The organism is Nostoc sp., from assembly GCF_036919615.1.
GTDB lineage: Bacteria > Cyanobacteriota > Cyanobacteriia > Cyanobacteriales > Nostocaceae > Nostoc.
In genome coordinates this window covers 44,024-67,141 of sequence record NZ_JBALCN010000010.1, presented here as the reverse complement: position 1 = coordinate 67,141, position 23,118 = coordinate 44,024, and the positions used below count along the sequence as shown (strand labels likewise).

15 protein-coding genes and 1 pseudogene are annotated in these 23,118 nt (G+C 42.2%); 5 read left to right on the top strand and 11 right to left on the bottom strand.

Going from position 1 to position 23,118, the window contains the following annotated elements:
* Positions 1-143: 143 nt before the first annotated feature.
* Both V7K48_RS04445 and V7K48_RS04440 read right to left on the bottom strand, forming a co-directional pair.
* Positions 144-5,840 carry an AAA family ATPase gene (locus V7K48_RS04445; RefSeq protein ID WP_335069964.1) on the bottom strand — a complete coding sequence of 1,899 codons (5,697 nt, stop codon included), beginning with the start codon at positions 5,838-5,840 and terminating at the stop codon, positions 144-146.
* A gap of 688 nt (positions 5,841-6,528) precedes the next feature.
* Complete coding sequence (locus V7K48_RS04440) at positions 6,529-7,212, bottom strand: response regulator (RefSeq protein WP_335070253.1); 684 nt, start codon at positions 7,210-7,212, stop codon at positions 6,529-6,531.
* 366 nt (positions 7,213-7,578) lie between these two features.
* On the opposite strand from V7K48_RS04440, the gene lipA reads away from it, so the two are divergent.
* Positions 7,579-8,499 (top strand): lipoyl synthase, encoded by a 921-nt coding sequence (gene lipA, locus V7K48_RS04435; RefSeq protein WP_335070251.1) that lies wholly within the window; start codon positions 7,579-7,581, stop codon positions 8,497-8,499.
* 199 nt (positions 8,500-8,698) lie between these two features.
* On the top strand, positions 8,699-8,836 hold the full coding sequence (locus V7K48_RS04430) for a photosystem I protein PsaX (RefSeq protein WP_335069962.1): 138 nt from the start codon (positions 8,699-8,701) through the stop codon (positions 8,834-8,836).
* A gap of 21 nt (positions 8,837-8,857) precedes the next feature.
* On the opposite strand, the gene V7K48_RS04425 is transcribed toward V7K48_RS04430, so the two are convergent.
* Entirely contained in the window at positions 8,858-9,724 is an 867-nt protein-coding gene (locus V7K48_RS04425; RefSeq protein WP_335069960.1) for a branched-chain amino acid ABC transporter permease, read from the bottom strand.
* Between the two features lie 206 nt (positions 9,725-9,930).
* On the opposite strand from V7K48_RS04425, the gene hrmK reads away from it, so the two are divergent.
* Positions 9,931-11,760: a hybrid histidine kinase/response regulator HrmK gene (hrmK, locus tag V7K48_RS04420; RefSeq protein ID WP_335069958.1), complete on the top strand. Its 1,830-nt coding sequence runs from the start codon at positions 9,931-9,933 to the stop codon at positions 11,758-11,760.
* Between the two features lie 65 nt (positions 11,761-11,825).
* Complete coding sequence (gene larE, locus V7K48_RS04415; RefSeq protein WP_335069956.1) at positions 11,826-12,656, top strand: ATP-dependent sacrificial sulfur transferase LarE; 831 nt, start codon at positions 11,826-11,828, stop codon at positions 12,654-12,656.
* Between the two features lie 31 nt (positions 12,657-12,687).
* Here the strand turns inward: larE and V7K48_RS04410 are convergent, their stop codons facing one another.
* Together V7K48_RS04410 and V7K48_RS04405 are read right to left on the bottom strand one after the other, a co-directional pair.
* On the bottom strand, positions 12,688-13,179 hold the full coding sequence (locus V7K48_RS04410; RefSeq protein WP_442949404.1) for a DUF4864 domain-containing protein: 492 nt from the start codon (positions 13,177-13,179) through the stop codon (positions 12,688-12,690).
* Entirely contained in the window at positions 13,125-14,186 is a 1,062-nt protein-coding gene (locus V7K48_RS04405) for an SGNH/GDSL hydrolase family protein (protein WP_335069954.1), read from the bottom strand. The genes V7K48_RS04410 and V7K48_RS04405 overlap by 55 nt, the downstream gene beginning before the upstream one ends.
* A 1,205-nt stretch (positions 14,187-15,391) precedes the next feature.
* On the opposite strand from V7K48_RS04405, the gene V7K48_RS04400 reads away from it, so the two are divergent.
* The gene (locus tag V7K48_RS04400; protein WP_073640193.1) at positions 15,392-15,586 is read left to right on the top strand and encodes a hypothetical protein; all 195 of its coding nucleotides are present in this window, start codon (positions 15,392-15,394) and stop codon (positions 15,584-15,586) included.
* 146 nt (positions 15,587-15,732) lie between these two features.
* On the opposite strand, the pseudogene V7K48_RS04395 reads toward V7K48_RS04400, so the two are convergent.
* From V7K48_RS04395 to psaA, 6 genes and pseudogenes are all read right to left on the bottom strand, one after another.
* Positions 15,733-16,004 (bottom strand): annotated as a pseudogene (locus V7K48_RS04395) (DNA methyltransferase); the annotation flags it as partial.
* A 183-nt stretch (positions 16,005-16,187) separates the two neighbouring features.
* Complete coding sequence (locus tag V7K48_RS04390; protein WP_335069952.1) at positions 16,188-16,664, bottom strand: DUF7689 domain-containing protein; 477 nt, start codon at positions 16,662-16,664, stop codon at positions 16,188-16,190.
* Positions 16,658-17,194, bottom strand: coding sequence for a hypothetical protein (locus tag V7K48_RS04385; protein ID WP_335069950.1), 537 nt, complete (start codon positions 17,192-17,194; stop codon positions 16,658-16,660). Before V7K48_RS04385 ends, V7K48_RS04390 begins: the two co-directional genes overlap by 7 nt.
* An 11-nt stretch (positions 17,195-17,205) precedes the next feature.
* A complete protein-coding gene (locus V7K48_RS04380) occupies positions 17,206-17,889 on the bottom strand; it encodes a hypothetical protein (protein WP_335069948.1) in 684 nt (227 codons plus the stop codon).
* A gap of 337 nt (positions 17,890-18,226) precedes the next feature.
* Positions 18,227-20,452, bottom strand: coding sequence for a photosystem I core protein PsaB (gene psaB, locus V7K48_RS04375; protein WP_335069945.1), 2,226 nt, complete (start codon positions 20,450-20,452; stop codon positions 18,227-18,229).
* A gap of 201 nt (positions 20,453-20,653) precedes the next feature.
* Positions 20,654-22,912 (bottom strand): photosystem I core protein PsaA, encoded by a 2,259-nt coding sequence (psaA, locus tag V7K48_RS04370; RefSeq protein ID WP_335069943.1) that lies wholly within the window; start codon positions 22,910-22,912, stop codon positions 20,654-20,656.
* Positions 22,913-23,118 lie beyond the last annotated feature (206 nt).

The following is a 23,118-nucleotide window of genomic DNA, read 5'->3' as shown; positions in this document are numbered from 1 at the left end:
TCGGTTAGGTAGAGCGGAGCAAAACCCAATTTACGAAAAATAGATTTACTACCCATTTTTATGGTGGTATGTACTTAAAAACTCAGTTTTTCACAAAACTGGGTTTTTAGCGCTCTTAGATTTCGGCTTTACAGATTCCTAATTTAGCCGTCTAACTGTTGCATTGGTATCTCGATAGTAAACTCAGTTCCTTCTCCTGGCGTAGAATCACAGGTTAAACTACCTTTGTGTTTGTCCACAATAATCTGATAGCTAATCGACAACCCCAACCCAGTGCCACTTCCTACTGACTTGGTAGTAAAAAATGGGTCAAAGATTTTCTGCTGCACCGCTTTTGTTATACCAGAACCATTATCGGCAATCCGAATTATCGCCGTATTAGAATTTGTTAGTTCAGTAAAGATGTGAATTTGTCCTACCCTATGAGAAACCGTTGACGCGTCTATGTCCTTTGTTATTTGTTCTTTGTTATTTATCAATGATGGATGACCAATGACAAATGCCTCTTCTAAAGCATCGATCGCATTACTCAAAATATTCATAAACACCTGATTGAGTTGCCCAGCATAACAAATAACTTCCGGTAATTTTTTGTATTCTTTAATGACTTCAATTTCCGGAAAATTGCTCTTGTCTTTGAGTCGGTGTTGTAAAATCATTAAGGTGTTGTCTATTCCCTCATGAACATCTACAGGCTTCATCTCAGATTCATCTAGGCGAGAAAAGTTGCGTAAGCCTAAAACAATATTCCGAATACGCGAACTCCCCACTTTCATTGAATCTAGAATTTTTGGCAAGTCTTCTCCTAGGAAATTTATGTCAATCTCCTCAGCTTTCTTCTCAACTAAAAACGAAGGACGGGGATATTCCTGCTGATAAATAACTACCAAATCCAGCAAGTTTTGGACATACTCACTAGCATGATTAATATTGCCATGAATAAAGTTAATGGGGTTATTGATTTCATGAGCAATTCCCGCCACCATTTGTCCCAAAGAAGACATTTTTTCACTTTGAATCAATTGGATCTGAGTCCGTTGCAATTCCTGTAGAGCTTGTTGTAAACAGTGATTTTTGTCGTTGAGTTCCTGGGTTCTTTCCTGGACTTTTTCCTCTAGGGTATGATTGTATTCTTCCAAGCTTTCTTTAGCTTGTGCCAAATTTTTGTAGAGGATAGCATTCTCTAGGGATATTGCTGCTTGACTGGTGAGGAGTTTGAGGACTTCTACGCGATCGTGTGTAAATGCCCCTGTCGTCAGACGATTTTCTAGGTAAAGAATCCCAATCAATTTACCTTGATTGATAAGAGGTGTAGACAATATGCTCTTGGGCTCTTCATTGATAATATAGCTATCATCTGCTAAAAAAGAAACAGCCATTGTATCATCAATAACCAAGATTTCTCTAGAGCGTTTAACGTAGTTAATCAAAGTAATCGGAACATCGTAGCTTGACTCTAGGGAAGTTGATGGAAATTCAGTGTAGGTCTGCTCAAAATTTGAACTTGAACAAACCGCCATGACAGTTAATGCTAAGTTATCATCTTCGCTCAAAATTAAAGCGCATTTAGAGGCTCCTGCATTCTCCATCACAACTTTCATCAAAGTAGAAAGTAGTCGCTCAAGCTCGATTTCCCCAGAGAGTGCTTGAGATGCTTTAATGAATGCGGCTAAATCCAGATAATCAGAAATACTTGTCTTCGAGCCAACAACAGTTTGTAGATTACTTAGGGTAGATAAAGATGATATAGATGTGTTATTGAAAGAAGTGCTTTCCTCGCTGGAATAGATACTCAGTTTTTCTTGCTGAAATATGGGAGCGAGTAATTGGGGATAGCGTTTTGTCAAATCGTCAACTTTGGCGATCGCTCCCCAGCGAATGTAGCCATAGTAGGCATCAGTTAGGTAGGTTTGGGCAATCTTCTGTTTGCCCCATTCTAGATAAAATTTAGCGGCAAGTTCGTTAGCAAGAGCTTCTTCGTTGATATATTCATATTCTTTAGCAAAGGCGATCGCGCGATCATAATTATCTATTGCCTCAATATATTGAGCAAGAACTCGATGCCGCTCTGCCTCAACCAAATAAAACTTATGCAAATAATTCATCGGGGCATGATTTGCCCAGTGCTGCATCTTTTCCTGATTGACAACAACCTTGTTTAGGATTTGTTTTTGATCAGATTCCTTGACATCAGAATAAACTGCCAGTCTAGCTAGTGAATCATAAAAATGGAAAATAGGAAAAACTAACTGTCCTATCCCACCATGCAAATAATTTTCTGCCAAACTAGCATTTTCAACCGCTTGGGAGTATTTCTCAAATAGGCAACAGAGATGCAGTTTAGTTAGATACAAATATAACAGTCCCATACCATCATTTGCTTCAAGGTGAGTCGGCAACATTTTCTCTTCATCGTAGGATTCACCAATTAAAAGATGTGGATTTTCTGCAGTACCTATCAAGTTCAAGACACTCTGCCGATAAATCGCGCTCCAGTTAAATACTGTTTCTTGCTTAATTTGACCGATCGCACTGTTGTAAATTGCCATCTCCCGTTCTAGTCCGTTCAATTCTCTACCGAGAAAATATGAACAGTAGGAATAAACATTAAGAGCATAGGCCGCATATTCTAAATCTCCCGTTTCTAGTCCAGTAGAGTATGCTTCCAGCAAAGGTTTTAAGTTTTCCTTGGCATGCTCCTTCCAATGCCGGATAGCAGCATTAAATACCTCTATGACCTTAGCTTTGACTTCTTTAGCATTAAAGTGAGTTAACAAGCTTGCAGCCAATTTACCAAATTGATAGCCAAACTCAATATCTCCTACTACCCCGCAGAGTATTACCCCGTAAGCTACATAGGCATAGGCTGATAAGGAAGTGTTACCGTATTTAAGCGATAAATTAATCTGTTTAAAAGCAAATAAGGGATAAATTACAGGAAAAGCTTGATAAGCATGACCAAGTGCACTCGATAGAATACGCATAGATGCTAAAGCTTGGCAATCTGTCATCTCAGGCAGGTCAATTAAATCCTCAATACGCCTGCCGTTAAGATTTGATGTTAATTCTGCCATTGCTAACTGAATATCAGACTGGCTTGGATACTCAGGAAACTCTACTCCCAAAAGTTTCAAAAAGGTTAGGGCAGTATTTACAGCCTTCAGTGCTTGGTTCTGTGCCCCATAAGCCTGAATTTTGACTTCATAAACTTTTACTTTTTCCAGTAATGTTTCACGTGCCAACACCACCTCTGCTAATTGTTCCATCTGTTCAAAGTTGCCAGCTAGATATGCTGCCTCTGTTGCAGTCTCATATAAAGCCAGGGTAAGATGATGTTTCGTCTCCCAGCTATTACCTGCTAGCAATTGGATGCCCGTAGTTAAATACTTAACAGCAGCGGGATAAGCTGTTGATGCTAAAGCTTTACGTCCAGCAATTAGATTCATTTGGGCCAGTTCATCTCGTTTAACTTGAGGGGAGATGAATTCCACTGCGATATTAAACTGATTGACAAGCTCAAAAATCTTTTCTTCTTGTTCTGCAACTGGGATACTCCTCAACAGCAGTAGCCCAATTTTTAAGTGAATTGGTTTTTTCTGTTGTTCAGGAATCAAAGAATAAGCGGCTTGCTGCACTCGGTCATGGACAAATTTATATTTAGGTAACTGTAAATTAGAGATTGGGAATTGTGTAGATTCTATTCCATGAACGATGAATTCTTGATTAGTATTAACTTGTGAGAAGATATTAGAATTTTCAGTCTGTGGTAAAACTAACCCATCAAGTAATGCTTGCCACAAATCTGATGCTGTATCTACTACAGATTTTTCATTTACGATCGCTAGAGTCTTTAAGTCAAATTGATTCCCAATACACGCAGCCAGCTTCAAGACTTTCTGGGTATTGATTGGCAACTTTTCTATTTGCAGTGCGATAAATTCCACTACATCATCTGTGAGAGCTAATTCTTTGACTTTTGAAATATCATACTGCCAATAACCAACATTAAAGTTTAATACAATTAGCCCATCATCGGATAAAGACTTGAGAAATTGAATGGAAAAGAAGGGGTTGCCTTTAGTTTTGGCAAACACCATCTGCGTGAGAGGAACAGCAACTATTTCTGGGCAATGAAGTGTATCAGTAATTAGATGATTTAAATCACCCTGATTTAAGGGTGCTAGGGTAATTGTATTAATGGTTGCTCCTGCTTTTTCAATCTCCTGTAGTGTCAAATAAAGCGGATGTGCCTTGGAAACTTCATTATCTCGATAGGAACCAAGTAATAATAAACCCCCCTTAGTTTCATGCATCTGTTCTATCTCTTCTGAAAGATGAGATAACGTACTTTCACAGATTAATAACTGAATTAATTTCAAAGATGCCGAATCTGCCCATTGTAAATCATCCAGAAAAATAACCAGGGGATGTTCTTTTGTGGTGAAGATTTTGATGAATTTTTTAAACAATAAATTGAACCGATTTTGGACAGCACTGCCAGAGAGTTCTGTAACCAGAGGTTGCTTGCCAATAATCTGTTCGAGTTCAGGAATTACATTAATAATCACCTGAGTTTGTGTACCCAATTCTCGCAGAATTTTGGTCTTCCATTGTTGAATTTGGGCATCAGTTTCCGAGAGCAGTTGCCCGATTAAGTCCCGAAAAGCTTGCACCAATCCTGACAAGGGAATGTCACGTTGAAACTGGTCAAATTTTCCTTTGATGAAGTAACTACGCTGCCGCACAATAGGTTTGTGGACTTCATTGACCACAGCAGTTTTGCCAATCCCAGAGAAACCCGCGACTAATATCATTTCTGTTGCCCCCTCTGTCACACGCCCAAAAGCAGCGAGTAGGGTCTCAACTTCACTTTGGCGACCATAAAGTTTTTCGGGGATTACAAAACAGTCTGAGATGTCCCTGACGCCTAGTTCAAAGGGTGCAATATTTCCTGTTTCTTGCCACTGGCTTTGGCACACTTCCAAGTCATGCTTTAACCCCAAAGCGCTCTGATAGCGGTCTTCGGCATTTTTTGCCATCAGCTTGCTGATAATGTTAGACAAAGTTGGCGGAATATCGGAGTTGATCTGGCTGGCTTTTAGCGGTTGTTTGGCAATGTGAGAGTAAACTAACTCCATCGGATCTTTAGTGTTGAAGGGTAATTGCCCGGTGAGGAGTTGAAAGAAGGTAACACCGAGGGAATAAAAATCAGTACGGTAGTCGATACCTCGGTTCATTCTTCCAGTTTGTTCTGGGGAAATGTAAGCTAGCGTCCCTTCTAAGATATTGGGATTTGTGAGAAATTGAATTTCTCTTGGCAGGAGGGTGGCAATACTAAAGTCGATGAGTTTTATTTCATCTGTGGTAGGGTTTATTAGGATATTGGCAGGCTTGATGTCTTTGTGAATGATACGTTGGCGTAGCCCGCCGTAGGCATCGCCATACAGTCCTTCAAGCGTAGAAGCAATTTTAATCGCAATGTGGAAAAACTCATTCAGGGAAAGCCAGTTTTCCTCCTTCTCCTTGTCCTCCAGTCGCCAGTCTTGGAGGGAAATACCGCCAAAATCTTCCATGACTAAGACGTAGCTGTTACGGTAGTTTTCTAAGCTATAGGTTTTGACTATGCCAGGAAGATCAAGGTTTTTGGTAATGATATATTGATTCCGGAACTGGGCGATTTCCGCGAACGTAGGATATTCATTCCGCATCAATTTCAGAACGACTGATTTTTGGTCTTGTTCTCTAATGCCCCGATAAACTAGGGTTTTACTGCCTGAGTAGATTTGCTCAGTGATGCGATAGCCAGGAAACGGATATAATGTATCTAATACTACTAACATTGTTAACTATGCTTCTAATTCTTGTTTCTATGGCTTAGTATTCCCGTGCGAAGACTATCGTTATCATGAAATAGGAATTTTATTTGGGATTGGGCGTACTAGGTTTCAATACATTGCCTATATCTTTGATCTAAATGTTGGTCTTCTCACTTCGACCCAAGCTTACCAAGCATCGATCTACCTGTACCAGATATCAACTTACCTACCACTAATTAAGTTTATCTAGCTCTGTGATTCATCATGCCGCTACAGTCTTTGACTGTGGCGGTATATTGCTACTAAATTTATCTGGTAAATATTTGCTCTTGCTGCTTTCGATCTCTGGACTAGCTATCAAGTTTTGATGCAGATTTTGTATGTAGTAGACCAAATAACAAAAAAGCCTGCCGTTCTCTTAAGATTAAGAACAAACTGCGGCAGGTTTAGTGGGTATTAGGCTGCTTTGCTGGACTGTCAACCTCTTCTTTTGCGAAGACCTGTGCAAACGGGGAATTTAAAATTCAAAATTCAAAAATTATAGAGGTGCAGATAATCGCTAGTTATTTTTTCCTGTTTTTGAATTTTGTTGTCAACAATGATTTGTCAACATAAGTGTTTTTGAACTAACTATTTTTACCCGCTTTTAATCGCACACCCGTTATTAAAGACAAGGTATTTTCGGCTGCGAGAATCATAATGAACACAAATGCTACTTGATTTTTTGTTTAATAAAAGTCACAACCTGAGTTAGCTGTTTCTTCAAACCATCAATTTCTGCTTGCATTTTGACCATTTTCTCATTCAACGCATTAATTTCGGCGTCGGAGGCTCCTCCGGCACTAGGAGTTGCGTTGCTTGCTGCCGTAGGCTTTGCAGTATTTGCAGCACTAGGGGTTGCGATCGCAGTATTTGCGACGCTAGGGGTTGTTACCGTTGCAGTTGCAGCCTCTAGTGCTGCAACTGTGCCATTTTTAACAGCAACCGCTGCTCCTACGGTGACTAGTTCTGGGCGCGGCTGTTTCGCCTTGGTCATAGCTAACTTAATTGCGCTAATTAGTTGCTTTTGATCAAACGGCTTGCCCAAAAATTCAAAGTATTCAAAGGGTTCTGTGATTTTTTCAGTCACCTCTTCCTTGCGACCAGACATGATCACCAAAGGAATTTTCCTTAACTCCGGATCGGCTTGAACTTTCTGGAAAACCTCCCAGCCACTCATTTTAGGCAACAGGAAATCCAGCATAATCAGGCTGAGTTTTTCCTGAAGGATGAAATTTAGCCCTTCCACACCGTCTTTTGCTTCCAGTACCTCAAAATTGCCCGGAGGTAACATTTCTCGTACTTTTACCCTGACAACTGTAGTGTCATCGATAACTAAAATCTTGTTGCTTGCCACGACTGTTTGCTCTAACAGAAACTTTAAGTGTAAATAGCGGTTTTGCCGATTGTCCTTGAGAATCCTCTCACTATATACAAAATTTCTATCAATTGGGGGATAGTATATTTCGGTATAAATGACATTGCTAGAGGTGTTTTGCAAAACTTTTGCTTGCGCTCTTTTCAATTTATGTCATGGTGATATTTAAGGCTTTAGCTTTGATCTAGGGCATAAGGGACATGAGGACATGGAGACATAGTGGCATAAAGACATGGTGACTTCATTAAGAGCGTCCCCGTGTCTCCTGCTCCCCGTGTCTATTGTTATCTATCATTTGTTAATTGACAAACCATTACTGTATATCCGCATCTTGCTTAGATGTCTATGATTTCGTCACAACAAGCCGAACTAAAGTCTGAAATTACGGCAATGCCTAGCTGGTTACGTCGCCCTATTGGCAAAGCCAGTGAAATCTCTACCGTACAACGCATTATTAAGCAGCGCCAAATTTACACGATTTGCGAAGAAGGACGCTGTCCCAACCGAGGAGAGTGCTACGCCCAAAAAACTGCAACTTTCTTACTAATGGGGCCTACCTGCACACGCTCTTGTGCTTTCTGTCAAGTAGATAAAGGTCATGCACCGATGCCTCTTGATTTAGAGGAACCCCAAAAGGTAGCACAGGCGGTGCAGCTTTTGGGATTGCGTTATGTGGTGCTGACTTCTGTAGCTCGTGATGACTTGCCCGATCAGGGTGCAGTCCACTTTGTGAAAACGATCGTGACTATCCGCCAATTGAACCCAGAGACTCAAATTGAAGTGCTGACCCCAGATTTTTGGGGTGGTGCTGGTGTTGGAAAGTCAGGTCAACGCCAGCGGATAGCCATGATTGTAAAAGCTAAACCAGCTTGTTTCAATCACAATATTGAGACAGTGCAACGGTTAACTGGGCCAGTGCGCCGGGGAGCTAAGTACGATCGCTCGCTCTTGGTACTGGCTGTGGTTAAAGAAATCGATCCGACAATTCCCACCAAATCAGGTTTGATGCTGGGACATGGAGAAACTGCCGATGAAATCGTTGAAGCAATGGCTGATCTAAGGGCTGTGGGATGCGACCGCTTGACTATCGGGCAGTATATGCGTCCTTCTCTAGAACATCTGCCAGTCCAAAAATATTGGACTCCAGAGGAATTCGATCAACTCGGCAGATTAGCATGGGAAATGGGATTCAACCATGTTCGTTCTGGGCCTCTGGTTCGCAGTTCCTATCATGCTGGAGAGGAGGGAGTAGGCAGTGGGAAGTAGGGGAAGCAGGGAGCAGGGAGCAGGGAGCAGAGGAGAAAGAGGTAATTTGAAGTTCTCCCCCTTGCCCCCTACGCCCTGCTCCTCTGCCTCTTCCCATGCCCAATTCCCAACTTCACACAAATATTCTTAAAGAATTTGGATATTTGGTACACCAGTTTGGTATTTCTTAAAAAGTCCTGACATTTAGGAGAACCGCATTATGACTGCTAAAACTAACAATTCCCCAGTTGCCGATAGTGGAGCTAAACCTCCCTACGCCTATCGCACAGGCTGGGCACTATTCTTGTTAGCTATCAATTTCTTAGTTGCAGCCTACTATTTCCGCATTATTCAATAGTTAGAAGTGGAGTGGTGCTGCTCAAATCGTTCCTTTGAATAAACCTTTGGGACGAATGAGCAGCACCAAAATCATGATCAACAGTGCTACACCTTGTTTATACTGTGAACCCAGCCAAGGGGTGCTGACTTCTTGGACGATGCCAATGATAAAAGCTGCTGCGATCGCACCATAGGGGTTGCCAATCCCACCAAGTATTACTGAGGCAAATAATGGTAAAATTAAGAACCATCCCATATTCGGGCGCACGGCTGTAATTAACCCATACATACTGCCACCCAATGACGTAAGAGTGCCAGCAATTAGCCAAGTCCAGAAAATTACTCGGTCAACATTGATACCTGAAACTCTTGCTAAGTCCAGATCGTCGGCAACTGCTCGCATCGCCTTACCAATTTTGGTATTTTGCAGCAGGTAATGTAGCGCCAAAATTGCTAGCACCGCCAACCCCAATACCAATAATTGATTTTGCGGTACCTTTAAACCCAAAATATCTAAAGCTGGGGTAACAGGTAAATTATAATTTTGGTTCTTGCCACCCCAGATAAAAATAATCCCATTGCGAAGAAATAAGGCAAGTCCGATAGAAATAATAATCAGTGTCGTGGAAGTAGCACGGATAGAGCGCATCTTTGACCACAGTAACTTTTCCGATAACAGCATTGCTGCTACTGTTCCCACTGCCGCCAAGATCATCGACAGCCAAATATTGACTCCAATAGTGTTTATCAACCAAGTCAAATAGGCTCCTAAAGTTAGAAAGTCACCATGAGCAAAGTTAGATAACCGTAAAATTCCGTAGGTAAGAGTGAGTCCGACTGCGGCTAAAGCAATAATGCTTCCTACCGCAATCCCATTAACAATTAGTTGGGCGAATTGTGTATCCATAAGCCTTAAGTTGCTTTAAAAAATTTTAGGTCAGTGATTCATATAATAATTTTTTTGGTCTAGGTGCTAAACCAGACATCATAAGTTATGGTTGATAACAACATAAGTTACGGTTTATAAATAAATAAACAATTGTCCGCTAATATACAGGGAATCCTGTTCGGATTTTTATGCGAAGCTAAACTTGTTCAGCGGTCTAGTTGACCATGCAGCAGTATTCAAGCTTACCAGACCAGAACTCACAGATAGATGCAACGCCAAAACTTTTGACAACAATTGAGCAACTTAGCGCCAAGTTGTGGCTGGAGAGCAGCTTGAACCAGTTGCAAAGTTGCCTTAATGATTGCCTGCTTTCTGCTTGTAACACAGTCCCACAGGCAGGAGCCGCAGAAGCAGAAATTCTCCAAACTGTGGTCAACGAGATTAACAGTGCCGTGAACAGCAGTAACCTGGTGCTTACAGATTGTGCCGTAGGCATCGCTCTATCTCAACCACAACAAACTGTTGCCACAGTTTGCTATGTTTCTTGTTCTCCATCCCCACCTTTATTTCTAGAAGTGCTGACAGCAGAAAAAAAGCTGCTGTTGGGATTGCAAGAGGTTATAGAACTCGAAGATTTGCAGCAACTTGAGAATCAACAGCCACCGAGTGCTTGGCGGTTAGCTGATGATTCTGGCAATGTCATGGGCTGGCTAATTATCGCCGCAGCGCCCCTAAACTCTGATCGTGAGTCGCTGATAGAATCACAAGCTCAACTCAGATCACAATTGATGGCAAGATCTGCCAACCACTGTACTACAGCCTTGGCACAACTTAGACACATCCTATTTTGGCAGCAACGGTATGAACAGTTAAGTAGCTCTAATCAAGAATTGGAGCGCACCAATCAACTCAAAAATCAGTTTCTGGCAAATACTAGTCACGAAATTCGCACACCGCTTAGTTCTATAATCCTGTCTAGCAACTTGCTTTTAGCCCCAGGGTACGAACCAACTAGAGAACGCCAGCAAGAGTATTTAAATATCATTCAGTCTAGCGGCAAGCACTTGCTAGCTCTAATTAATGATATTTTAGATCTCTCAAAAATTGAAGCAAATCAGCTGGATGTGCACTGGGAAACAATAGATGTGGCGCTGTTGTGTAGCAATGTTTTGGCGCTGGTGAAAGAGAAAGCTGCTAATAAGGGTTTGAGACTGTACCTAGAAATTGATCCTGATATTACAACCTTAATAGCCGACTCCTTACGACTCAAGCAAATGCTGTTGAATTTACTCTTCAATGCCCTAAAGTTTACCAGTCAAGGAAGTGTTGGCTTACAGGTTGCTCCCAAAGGTGAATTTGTGCATTTTACAGTTTGGGATACTGGCACTGGCATTTCTCAAGAAGACCAAGCTCTACTGTTTCAACCCTATTTCCAAATTGCCAAGGCTGTAGCTGATGGTGTTGAAGGTACTGGTTTGGGTTTAACAGTGACTCGAAAACTCGCCCAAATTCAGGGTGGTTCTGTGAAAGTGGAATCGGAAGTAGATCATGGCTCCCGTTTTACCCTCTTATTTCCCCTTAAGCAAGAGGCGGGAGTGAAGGGAGATAAGGAAGTAGAGGAAGCAAAATTTTCCTCATCTCCTCTGCCTTTCACCCCTAGTTCCTGTGTAGACATTTTGCTGGTAGAAAATGACTTACCCAACGCTCATTTGATGCAAATTTATCTACGTAAATTGGGATATCAGGTGACTTGGGCCAAGAATGCTAGTGAGATGTGGGAAGCTCTAACCCAGTTAGATCCAGCAGTGATTTTAATGGATGTTTATCTGGCAGATGGAAATGGTCTTAACTTGGTGCAACAACTACGAGAAAATCGGCAATATCGGACGATTCCGGTAATTGTTCAAACAGCAATGGCGATGAAAGGTGATCGCGAAACAAGTTTCGCAGCTGGAGCAGATGACTATATTTCTAAACCGATTGATTTACCACTTTTAGCCAGTCTGGTGGCCAAGTACAGCAAACCATCAATAACAGGGGAAACAGGGGAGTAGGGGAGCAGAGGGAAATACTACAATGGTATTTGTTTGGTGCTATAGGGTTTTGGCAGGATTGGGAAATGATGCTGACAGAAAAATTTGAGCAATTAAGAGCCTTATTTAAAGAAATGGAGCAGGCATTGATTGCCTACTCTGGGGGCGTTGATAGCACTTTGGTTGCCAAAATTGCTTATGATGTGTTGGGCGATCGCGCTTTGGCTGTCACGGCTGTTTCTCCTTCGCTGTTGCCAGAAGAGTTGGAAGATGCCAAAATTCAAGCCGCAACTATTGGGATTCCTCATAAAATCGTCCAGACTCATGAGATGGAAAATCCCAATTACACCTCTAACCCGGTTAACCGCTGTTATTTTTGCAAAAGTGAGTTGCACGATACTCTCAAACCTTTAGCTTTAGAGTTAGGTTATCCCTATGTAGTGGATGGGGTGAATGCCGATGATTTGTATGATTATCGCCCAGGAATTCAAGCGGCTAAGGAAAGAGGGGCGCGATCGCCTTTAGCAGAAATTAGTCTCACCAAAGTTGAAATTCGCCAACTTTCGCAACAACTCGGTTTACCTTGGTGGGATAAACCTGCTCAACCTTGCCTCAGTTCCCGCTTTCCTTATGGTGAAGAGATTACTGTAGCTAAGTTACAACGAGTCGGCAGAGGAGAAATTTTCTTAAAAAAGCTAGGTTGGCAGAATTTGCGTGTGCGTTCTGAAGGGGATACAGCACGCATTGAGTTACCACCAGAACAAATTAAAGAGTTTGTGTTGACTACGGATTTACAAAGATTAGTTTCCGCATTTCAAGATTTTGGATTTATCTATGTAACCCTAGATTTAGAAGGGTATCGCAGTGGTAAGTTGAATCAGGTTTTGAATCGGGAAGCTTTGGGCGTTAAACTATAGAATTTTAGTTGTATAGACATCCAGTTTATATTTATTTACCTTCCAGAGAAACAAGAAAGCAACCGTTAATCCTCCAGATATCATCCGGCTGTTTTTCCATAAAATATAAAGCCCTCAAGGGAACTCCATCAGGAGCAAGTAGCAGCACTGGTTGAGTTATGTTTCGCTGGATGGTTGTTATCTTCTCAAAAAAGACAGAACGAGGACGGTATAATGCTGGGTAACTTGTCTTGACCATTTGGATAAAATTTTCTGGGGTTCCGAATTGCGCCTGAATTGCCGGACTAGCAAAGGTAAAAGCGCCTTGGGCATCATCCTTTTCAAATGCTGCCAATTGGTGTTCAATTACAGAACGTATATTGATGGAATCGCTATTAGTAACTTCCATAAATCTAAAAATTCCGTAGGCGCAGCCCGTCGTAGACATCGCGATCGCCAGAAGCATCGGCATCAGAATTGAGCGATCGTTTAATTCTGGTGCTGAGTGAGCTTGTATTCTATCTGCTGTAGTGCCAATCGCCACACATCATATCCCTCTTGAGACAGATGCAACCCATCTGTGGTCAACTCTGGACGCAAATTGCCTTCTATATCCGTAAACCAGCTATAGATATTTAAATAATTAGCGCCTTCTTGTTTGGCAATTAGGGTTAATTGTATGTTGATGTGACGAATGCGGCTATTGGAAAGTTTTGGTAGGCGAGTAGGCAAAATTGATTGGACAATGATTTGAGCTTGTGGGTGAGCCTGTCGTAAACGACGAACAATTCGGCGATAATTACGCAAAATTGTGTCATCACTAGCGCCTTTTCGTAAGTCGTTAATCCCAGCCATGACGTAAATCACATCCGGCCGCGTTGCCGAAAATGCCCCCAATCTTTTTAAAACGCCACTGGAAGTATCTCCAGATATGCCTTGATTCAGCCACAATTTCCCCGCAGGCAGTTTTTCTTTAGGAAACCACATGCTCAAAGAATCACCAACTAAGATACTTAGATGATTTGCACCTTGACCTTGAGCGATCGCTCTAGCTTCTAAAGCTAATAAACTTTTCCAGTCGTCATAAGTTAGTTGACGTTTCTTGATCGACTCCCACAATGATTGCAAATTATCACTATCTACGCGTGTATAAATCTGACCTGTTTTCAGAGCCGCCAATCTTTGGTAGTAAAGTTGATTCCCAGATGTCAATAAGAGGCTAGTTGCTTGGGCGCTGGGGTCGAGTGATGACTCTGTTGAGGCTGGTAATCCCTGACTGCTGAATTCTGGTACGCTAGGGACGTTTTTCTCACCTACTGTTGGCTGCGAATGCGAACTTTCTAGGGGTTGGAACGCTTGGCCGCTGAGTTCTGGTAAGGAGAGATCAACGCTCTTGATAATTTTTGTACTGACTATTGCCTGCGAACCCTGTTTTAAATCCCACAGGAATCTAGAACTTTCTGGGAGGACAATTGACAGATGTGGAAGAGCCGATGCTGGTATTGCTAATCCTGTTAACAAGCCTGCTGCCAACAGATAAGGGTCCCTCATCGCTTTTTCTCTCCTCTACTCACTGCTTTTCCCTATGACAGCATTAGTTGCCTGTATTCAGGAAAATTTTACTTCGGTTAAGTTATTATTCTTATTTACACTGTATAGTTCTGTAAAGCGTGTTCACAAGATTATATTTGATAATTCACGATCTCTTTAAAGTACGGTTTTGCCGATGGTATAGAAGTCTTATTTGTGAGAATACTTCTACTGAAAGTACTGTTTTCATCAGTTGACCACTTTCGATAACTCAGTTTTCACAAATATTGCAAGTGTTTGCAAACTCGGCAATTAGTAAGTGATTTTTGAGTATCTCAGGTCAGAGGTTTTTGCTTTTGATGTTGCTAATATAATAAATAAGCATTTGATTTAAGGTTTCCAGATTTCAGTAAATTGTGGCGATCGCATGAGAGTTTCCTAGAGCAAGAGGCGATGTTTTACGACAAGCCGTAACTCTTGGAGACGCTTTGGGAACACATCTACACTTTTTAATTTCTCATATGAAATTGAGTGGTGCAAATGTATCAATTATAAAATATGCAATTAGTCAGATTAAAGATTCGAGAACTGACAGAATAGAAAGGATGGATAGTAAAAGAAGTTTCTGACTGTTCTAGGGGAATTTACAGCGCAGTTAGAAGTTATACCCGTCGTCCAGGAATGACAACAGTTGACTTTACTGCCATTCCCAAATTCGCTCGTATCTTTGATGTGATGATTGAAAACTTAGTATAAATTCTAGAGGAATAGGCAAAAATTTAACTGTTGAGAATATTGATATCATACGATGGTATGTCCTCAATCAGCAAGCATCAAGTTTGCCATACTGAGAAGAAAAAGAACTCACTTAAAAAAGAAGTTAGACCCTCAATCAAATAGTTTTAGAATCACTCTGGAGTTATTTCTAGCACTGTTAGACACTATACCCGTTATGGTGGAATAACAAAAGTTAAATTTATTTTCATCTAAAAGTAGGCTCTTACGTTTGATGGCATGATTGAGGGTTTGATATAAATTGTCCAGTAGTATGACAATGCCCTGCACTTAGAACCGTTGTTCTCTATATACTAATACGTAATTTAAAATTTATGTTTACTCCTTGAAGTATGAGTTGAAACACATTTAAATTAAGTTTTAACTCTAGAAAATAACTTCATTGGAAGTGCTAAGATTTAGGCTGAATCATTAGTGTTTCCTTTTCTTCTGTGGCAAGAGCGAGTACAGCAATTGGTGTCAGTCCCATTATTAAGGAGATTGTGCAAAAACAGGCACATTCTACACGTTTAACCCTGAAAGAAGTTATTCTCATGGGGATGTTAGCAATTGACAAACTAGATGATCAAGGTCGTCAAGAGCTTGCGGATCAAGTTCATCAAATGCAGGTGAATGGAGAAATTTGAGTGAGTAGTTATGAGTTATGAGTTACGAGTTATAAATTTTAACTCCTGACTCCTGACTCCTAACTCTTCACTTAATTTGGTTATTGGTTAAATCGATAACGACTTCCCATTACATAATTTTCATTAATTTTAAAAGATATCTATCAGCTTTGCAGAGTCTGTGCAACAAGGCCCGTTGTATTAGAACCTGTAAATGGATCTAAAACCATATCACCTTCATCAGTTAAGAATTTGATGAAGAACTCGGCGAATCCTTGAGGAAAACGTGCTAGATGGGGTCTAATTTATGCTGTTTTACAGCGTTGTAAATAAGCGCTATTGGATTCAGTATTAGCAATTTCTAACAAATTTTGCGGTATTGCACCGTGGTTATCCTTTTGGAATTTATCCAAATATCATGTCCACTAGGACGTATTTTGGTTAACGCGTCACGTCCGAGAATTTTTTCCAAATCGGCAAAGCTTAGTCCTTTGTCTCGTTTTGATCTAACAGCTTTTGAGTAATTTCGGGAATGGACACCTGATAACTCCTCTAGCAAATTAATGATTACTTGTTTTATACAATAGCTTTTTATTTAAAATTTTACCTTGGTAGTGTTATGTCATCTTGCAGTCAACAGTATTTTCATAATGCAAGCAATTTCACCATACCCAGGCTGTCCTGTTAAACCTTGTAAATTATTATGTTCTATATCTTCATCTTGACCCAACTTACTTGTCCATTGACCATTAGGTAGTTGTCTAGCAACGTGTCTTGGTATTTTATTTGAATTAACATATATAGCTATTTTTTGAAATCCTTCTTCCAACACATCATTTTGACAGATTTCATAGCCAAGTGTGGCAAATGCCTGTTGGAAAGTTTCAAGAGTTTCCTCTCTAGGAACACCTGGAGGCCAATACTCTTCATATTGAGTATCTGGCCACCACCAATTTTGATCATTTTCTGCTGCCCAAGCAACACAGTTGTACTCAGTTGTATCTGGACTTGTGAGCTTATATCCGTGGGTAACTAGATTGGGATAATCACGTTCAATAAATGATTTTACATAGCTACCCCAAGCGTTATTACTTACCACTTATAGCCCCTCTGTCTACCCCAATCAAGCCAAATTTTAGTCATCTCCTTCGTGTTTCCTCGATGTTCTGGAGGCACAGGATCTTCTCTTGTAATAGACTTTAATGCCCAGAACCAGCGTCCAGTTTCCTTTTCTAGCTCTCTGAATAGGAGTGGGATTGCAGCTTCACCCATTCCTATAATCTGTTGGTATACAGGATGCATTGACATTTGGTTAGTAGATGACACACCACGATTTTCTTCACGCCATTGGTTAACGAGTGCTGTAAAAGTTACTTCTAATTCTATCTGTTTAGATACAAAGCTATATCGAGAGCGTTCCAATCCACATTTACGATCTTTAGCACTTTTGAAGAAGAGTAAATTGTCACAGTTATTCTCATCACGTATTTTTCGTTTATCTTCCGGACAATTCCAGTCAAATAGAGCTTTTAACTTGGCTTGATTATTTGATGAATAAAGCTGAGAACGCTTTAAATTATGTTGGTTTTTTTTAACCCAAAAATTACACTTTTCTAACGCAACTTGCATTTTTATAACCTTTACTCTACATTCAGATAATTCAAGTATGGAATATTTGCTCTGCCTAGCATCAATTTGATAGATTTTCCTTTTTTTTCTGCTCTATCTAACTGTTGGCGTAATTGTTCTAAATCTATTGAATCCAAAGCTACAAAAAACTCATGTGTACCATCTAAATCTGCATACTCAATTTTCAGCATATGAACTATTACGACAGCTGCTGGCCCTTTTTCTAAATCCACTTCAAAGATAGGACGCATATCGGTAAGAACACGAGAGCGTCTGAATATACGTTCATGGTCATGCATCACATCAATTGCTTTGGATGTAACACTAAGAACACTGTCAAATTCTAATAAAGCAGCTAATCGTCGCTCAAATTCTTGTTTTTCTCCTCCAGAAAGATTGGGAAGGTCTTCATCATCCTGAACAGCCTGACTAATTCCTTTTACAATCTTATTTGTGGATGCGTCAAAAGAATCTCGAAAATTGTAAAGAGAAATTAATGCTTCTATCAAATCTTCTACTTCTTCTAGAGTTAAGGCTTGAACCTGTGAAGCTACTATTGATGCCAAATCCTCGATAAGTAGTGAAGGGGGGGCTTGCTTCAAAGCATCAATTAATTCATCTACAGTTCTAACGTCTACGGTTACAAGTTGTTTGAACCCAGGCTTATATTTTTCTGGGATTTCCAGTTCTGCCATATTACTTATGCCCCACTACAATAACCTAAGATTCTTGCTAGATGAAAAAATAAGTTGAAAAAGACTGCAAAACTGTGTAATACCGGCCATAAATCAGGTCAAAACTTACATAGTATTTTTTAACAAAACTTTATTTAGGCGAATTACTGTAATTCTATCAAATCTATTGCTCCCACCTCCAGAGATTATTTATAAGCCTACAGTTCAGTTAAGCATTTTCTTCTTCTCTCTGCGCCTCTAAGGTTCGTTAAAAAACCGTATTGATATATCGATATAAAAATCCCCCACCATTGCGGCAGGGGATTTTTATTACTTACCTACAAAACTAGCAGCCGAATTAACCGAACTTACCAGCAGTAGAAGCAATCAAGAATGCTGCGTAAGTCACGATGTAGCCAACAGTGAAGTGAGCTAGACCAACTACACGAGCTTGAACAATTGACAGAGCCACGGGCTTGTCTTTCCAGCGAACTAGGTTAGCCAGAGGAGTGCGTTCGTGTGCCCAAACAAGGGTTTCAATCAACTCTTGCCAGTAACCTCTCCAGGAGATTAAGAACATGAAGCCAGTAGCCCAAACTAAGTGTCCAAACAGGAACATCCAAGCCCAGACAGACAGGTTATTCACGCCGTAAGGGTTGTAACCGTTAATCAACTGAGCAGAGTTAGCCCAGAGGTAATCGCGGAACCAGCCCATGAGATATGTAGAGTTCTCATTGAACTGAGCTACGTTGCCTTGCCAAATACCTAAATGTTTCCAATGCCAGTAGAAGGTCAACCAACCAATGGTGTTGAGCATCCAGAATGTAGCCAGGTAGAAGGAATCCCAAGCTGAGATGTCGCAAGTACCGCCACGACCGGGGCCGTCGCAAGGGAAGGCATAGCCGAAGTCCTTTTTATCGGGCATCAGCTTAGAACCACGGGCATCCAAAGCACCTTTGACCAAGATCAAGGTGGTGGTGTGCAGACCTAAGGCGATCGCATGGTGTACCAAGAAGTCGCCAGGGCCAATTGTTAAGAACAGGGAGTTTGTACCAGCATTGATCGCATCTAGCCAGCCTGGTAACCAGACGTTAGCGTAGTTGGGCCATGCTGTGTAAGCAATACTATCTGGGTTAGATAGCAAGGTGTCTAAACCGTACAGTACTTTACCGTTAGCAGCTTGGACGAATTGAGCAAACACTGGCTCAATCAAGATTTGCTTTTCAGGAGTGCCGAAAGCAACTACTACATCGTTGTGGACGTACAGACCAAGAGTGTGGAAGCCCAAGAAAAGGGATACCCAGCTAAGGTGGGAAATAATCGCTTCTTTGTGCTTCAACACGCGCTCAAGGACGTTGCCCTTATTTTGCTCTGGGTCGTAATCACGTACCCAGAATATTGCTCCGTGGGCAAAAGCACCAAGCATCAGGAATCCAGCAATATACTGGTGATGCGTATACAACGCTGCCTGGGTTGTATAGTCCTTTGCAATAAATGCGTAGGAAGGCATGGAATACATGTGCTGCGCTACCAGGGAAGTAACAACACCTAACGCTGCTAAGTGCCACCCCAACTGGAAGTGCAGGGAGTTGTTGTAGGTGTCGTAGATACCTTGGTGAGGTAGGTTGAACGGACCTTCAACAGGAATACCAAAGAAATTCTTGGCATTCAAGGCTTCTTTGAGACTGTGACCAATCCCAAAGTTTGTCCGGTACATGTGACCGGCAACGATGAATAGAACTGCGATCGCTAGGTGGTGGTGAGCTATGTCAGTCAGCCACAAAGCTTCTGTCTGAGGATGGAAGCCACCCAAGAAACTCAGAATTGCAGTCCCTGCACCTTGCGATGTCCCGAATATATGTCCAGGAGTGTCAGGGTTTTGAGAGTAAACACCCCAGTTGCCTGTAAAGAATGGTGTCAAACCGGCTGGGTGGGGTGGGGTGGATAGGAAGTTATCCCAACCTACGTGCTGACCGCGAGATTCGGGGACAGCAACGTGAATTAAGTGACCAGCCCATGCCAAAGAACTAACACCAAACAAACCTGCTAGGTGGTGGTTTAGGCGATGTTCAGCGCTCTTAAACCATGCCAGGCTAGGACGGTACTTGGGTTGCAAGTGCAGCCAACCAGCGAACAATAATATCGCTGCGAATAACAGCAAGAACACTGAACCGTTGTACAGTTCGCCGTTCGTCCGCATTCCGATGGTATACCACCAATGGTAGAGACCAGAATAGGTAATGTTTACCGGATTGCTAGCGCCAGCTTGGGTAAAAGCTTCGATCGCTGGTTTACCAAAGTGGGGGTCCCAAATCGCGTGGGCGATCGGACGGATATGAAGGGGATCTTTAATCCACTGTTCAAAGTTACCTTGCCAGGCTACATGGAACAGGAGGCTCGATGCCCACAGGAAGATGATTGCCAAGTGACCGAAGTGAGTTGCGAAAATCTTTTGGTAAAGATTTTCTTCCGTCATGCCATCATGGGTTTCAAAGTCGTTGCCTGTAGCGATCGCATACCATATCCGACGAGTCGTCGGGTCCTGTGCGAGATCCTGGCTAAATTTGGGAAATTTTGTCGCCATAGGTTTAATAAATCCTCTGACCTTTAGCCATCAAGTATCAGCTGAGATAGTTAGGAGTTATGAGTTGAAAGTTATGAGTTTTAAATTTTTATTCTTAACTCCTTCGGGGTTCGGCAGTCACTTATGGGGGAAACCCCCAAGATCGTGCTGGCTCACTCCTAATTCCTAACCCCTAACTCCTAACTTTTAGGAAGCTGATTGCTACCCTACTGAAAGGATGTGTGCATGGAAGAACGCCCAAGTTGTGGCAATCCCTCCCAAGAGGTAGTGAGCTACCCCTACAGCCCGACCCTGAATAATACTCAGAGCACGAGGCTGAATTGCTGGTGCTACCTTCAGTTTATTATGCGCCCAAACTATGGACTCAATTAATTCTTGCCAGTAGCCGCGACCACTGAACAGGAACATCAAGCTGAATGCCCAGACAAAGTGAGCGCCTAAGAAGAGTAGACCATAGGCAGATAGCGCGCTGCCATAGGAATTGATGACTTGTGTAGCTTGTGCCCACAAGAAGTCACGCAACCAACCGTTGATGGTGATGGCGCTTTGGGTAAAGTTATCACCAGTGATGTGAGTCACCACACCATCTGCATCTACGGTTCCCCAGACATCTGATTGCATCTTCCAGCTGAAGTGGAAAATTACAATCGACAGGGAGTTGTACATCCAGAAAAGTCCGAGGAATACGTGATCCCAACCAGACACTTGACAGGTACCGCCACGACCAGGACCGTCGCAGGGGAAGCGGAAGCCCAGGTTTGCTTTGTCTGGAATCAGACGAGAGCTACGGGCATATAGCACACCTTTGAGCAGAATTAGGACAGTGACGTGAATGGTGAAGGCGTGAATGTGGTGAATTAAGAAGTCCGCTGTACCCAAAGCAATGGGTGCAGCTGCCACTTTGCCGCCAACAGCCAAAATACCGCCGCCAAACACATAGCTAACTGGTTCTAGAGCATTGGGTGCAGTTGTTCCAGGAGCCAAGGTGTGGATATTTTGTATCCACTGAGCAAATACTGGCTGCAACTGAATTCCCGTATCAGAGAACATGTCTTGGGGACGACCCAATGCACGCATTGTGTCGTTGTGGATGTAAAGTCCAAAACTATGGAAGCCGAGGAAAATACACACCCAGTTCAAGTGAGAAATAATCGCGTCACGGTGACGAATTACCCGATCCAGTAAGTTGTTTTGGTTCACAACTGGATCGTAATCCCGCACCATAAAGATAGCAGCATGAGCCGCTCCACCAACGATTAAGAAGCCACCGATCCAAATATGGTGAGTGAATATGCACAACTGCGTAGCGTAATCAGTTGCCAAATATGGATAAGGGGGCATCGCGTACATGTGATGCGCGATGATGATGGTCAAAGAACCCAAGAAGGCCAGGTTAGTAGCCAACTGAGCGTGCCAAGATGTGGTCAGGTTTTCGTAGAGACCTTTGTGACCTTCACCAGTGAAAGGCCCTTTGTGGTTTTCTAGGATCTCTTTAATGCTGTGACCAATACCCCAGTTGGTACGGTATTGATGACCAGCAACGATAAACAGAACTGCGATCGCTAAGTGGTGATGGGAAATATCTGTCATCCACAAGCCGCCAGTTACTGGGTTCAGACCGCCCTTGAAGGTAAGGAAGTCAGCATACTGACCCCAGTTCAAGGTGAAGAAAGGTGCTAAACCAGCAGCAAAGCTGGGATACAACTCGGTCAACAAGTCTTTGTTCAATATGAACTCGTGGGGCAAGGGTATGTCTTTGAGAGCAACGCCTGCATCCAAAAGCTTGTTGGTCGGTGCGGACACGTGGATTAAGTGACCTGCCCATCCCAAGGAACCACAACCCAGCAATACTTGCAAGTGGTGATTCAGCATCGATTCCACATTCTGGAACCATTCCAGTTTGGGAGCGCGCTTGTGGTAGTGGAACCAGCCGGCAAATAGGAATAAGCCTGCTAATACCAAGCCACCGATCGCAGTGCAGTAAAGCTGGAAGGAGTTTGTAATTCCCCAGCCACGCCATACTTGGAACAAACCGGAGGTGATTTGAATACCGTGGAAACCACCGCCAACATCACCGTTTAAAATGTCTTGTCCCACAATGGGCCAAACGACCTGGGCACTAGGCTTAACGTTTAACGGGTCGGTTAACCAAGCTTCGTAGTTAGAAAACTTCGCGCCGTGGAAAATCATCCCACTCAACCAAATTGTCACTACGGCTAAGTGGCCGAAGTGGGCTGAGAATATCTTGCGGGATATGTCTTCTAAATCGCTTGTATGTGTATCAAAATCATGGGCGAGTGCGTGCAGGTTCCAAATCCATGTGGTGGTTTTGGGACCTCTGGCTAAGGATTTGTCAAAGTGTCCAGGTTGCGCCCATCTCTCGAATGAGGTTGGAACTGGATCGTTATCGACGATTACTCTTGCCTTTTTTTCCTCTCGCTCCGGAGGACTTATTGTCATTCGACCTCCTCTCTTGATAAGGAATGAGGAATCATGAATACCACAAAATGAACCATTACCACATACTCCAGAATTTTACTGAAGCCGCGATGAAGACCCGATGTGGATAGTTGTTTCTCGTTGAATTATAGAGTCTTCACTTGTACTTTGTTAGAGATATTTTAACAATAATTCAAACTTGCTGAAATATTGCTGGAATTCATGCC

What these genes read in the sequence shown, in the direction of transcription:
- V7K48_RS04425 (WP_335069960.1), bottom strand. Translation starts at nt 9,724, where the DNA reads ATGGATACACAATTCGCCCAACTAATTGTTAATGGGATTGCGGTAGGA.
- larE (WP_335069956.1), top strand. Translation starts at nt 11,826, where the DNA reads ATGATGCTGACAGAAAAATTTGAGCAATTAAGAGCCTTATTTAAAGAA.
- V7K48_RS04430 (WP_335069962.1), top strand. Translation starts at nt 8,699, where the DNA reads ATGACTGCTAAAACTAACAATTCCCCAGTTGCCGATAGTGGAGCTAAA.
- V7K48_RS04405 (WP_335069954.1), bottom strand. Translation starts at nt 14,186, where the DNA reads ATGAGGGACCCTTATCTGTTGGCAGCAGGCTTGTTAACAGGATTAGCA.
- psaB (WP_335069945.1), bottom strand. Translation starts at nt 20,452, where the DNA reads ATGGCGACAAAATTTCCCAAATTTAGCCAGGATCTCGCACAGGACCCG.
- V7K48_RS04380 (WP_335069948.1), bottom strand. Translation starts at nt 17,889, where the DNA reads ATGGCAGAACTGGAAATCCCAGAAAAATATAAGCCTGGGTTCAAACAA.
- psaA (WP_335069943.1), bottom strand. Translation starts at nt 22,912, where the DNA reads ATGACAATAAGTCCTCCGGAGCGAGAGGAAAAAAAGGCAAGAGTAATC.
- V7K48_RS04385 (WP_335069950.1), bottom strand. Translation starts at nt 17,194, where the DNA reads ATGCAAGTTGCGTTAGAAAAGTGTAATTTTTGGGTTAAAAAAAACCAA.
- V7K48_RS04445 (WP_335069964.1), bottom strand. Translation starts at nt 5,840, where the DNA reads ATGTTAGTAGTATTAGATACATTATATCCGTTTCCTGGCTATCGCATC.
- lipA (WP_335070251.1), top strand. Translation starts at nt 7,579, where the DNA reads ATGATTTCGTCACAACAAGCCGAACTAAAGTCTGAAATTACGGCAATG.
- hrmK (WP_335069958.1), top strand. Translation starts at nt 9,931, where the DNA reads ATGCAGCAGTATTCAAGCTTACCAGACCAGAACTCACAGATAGATGCA.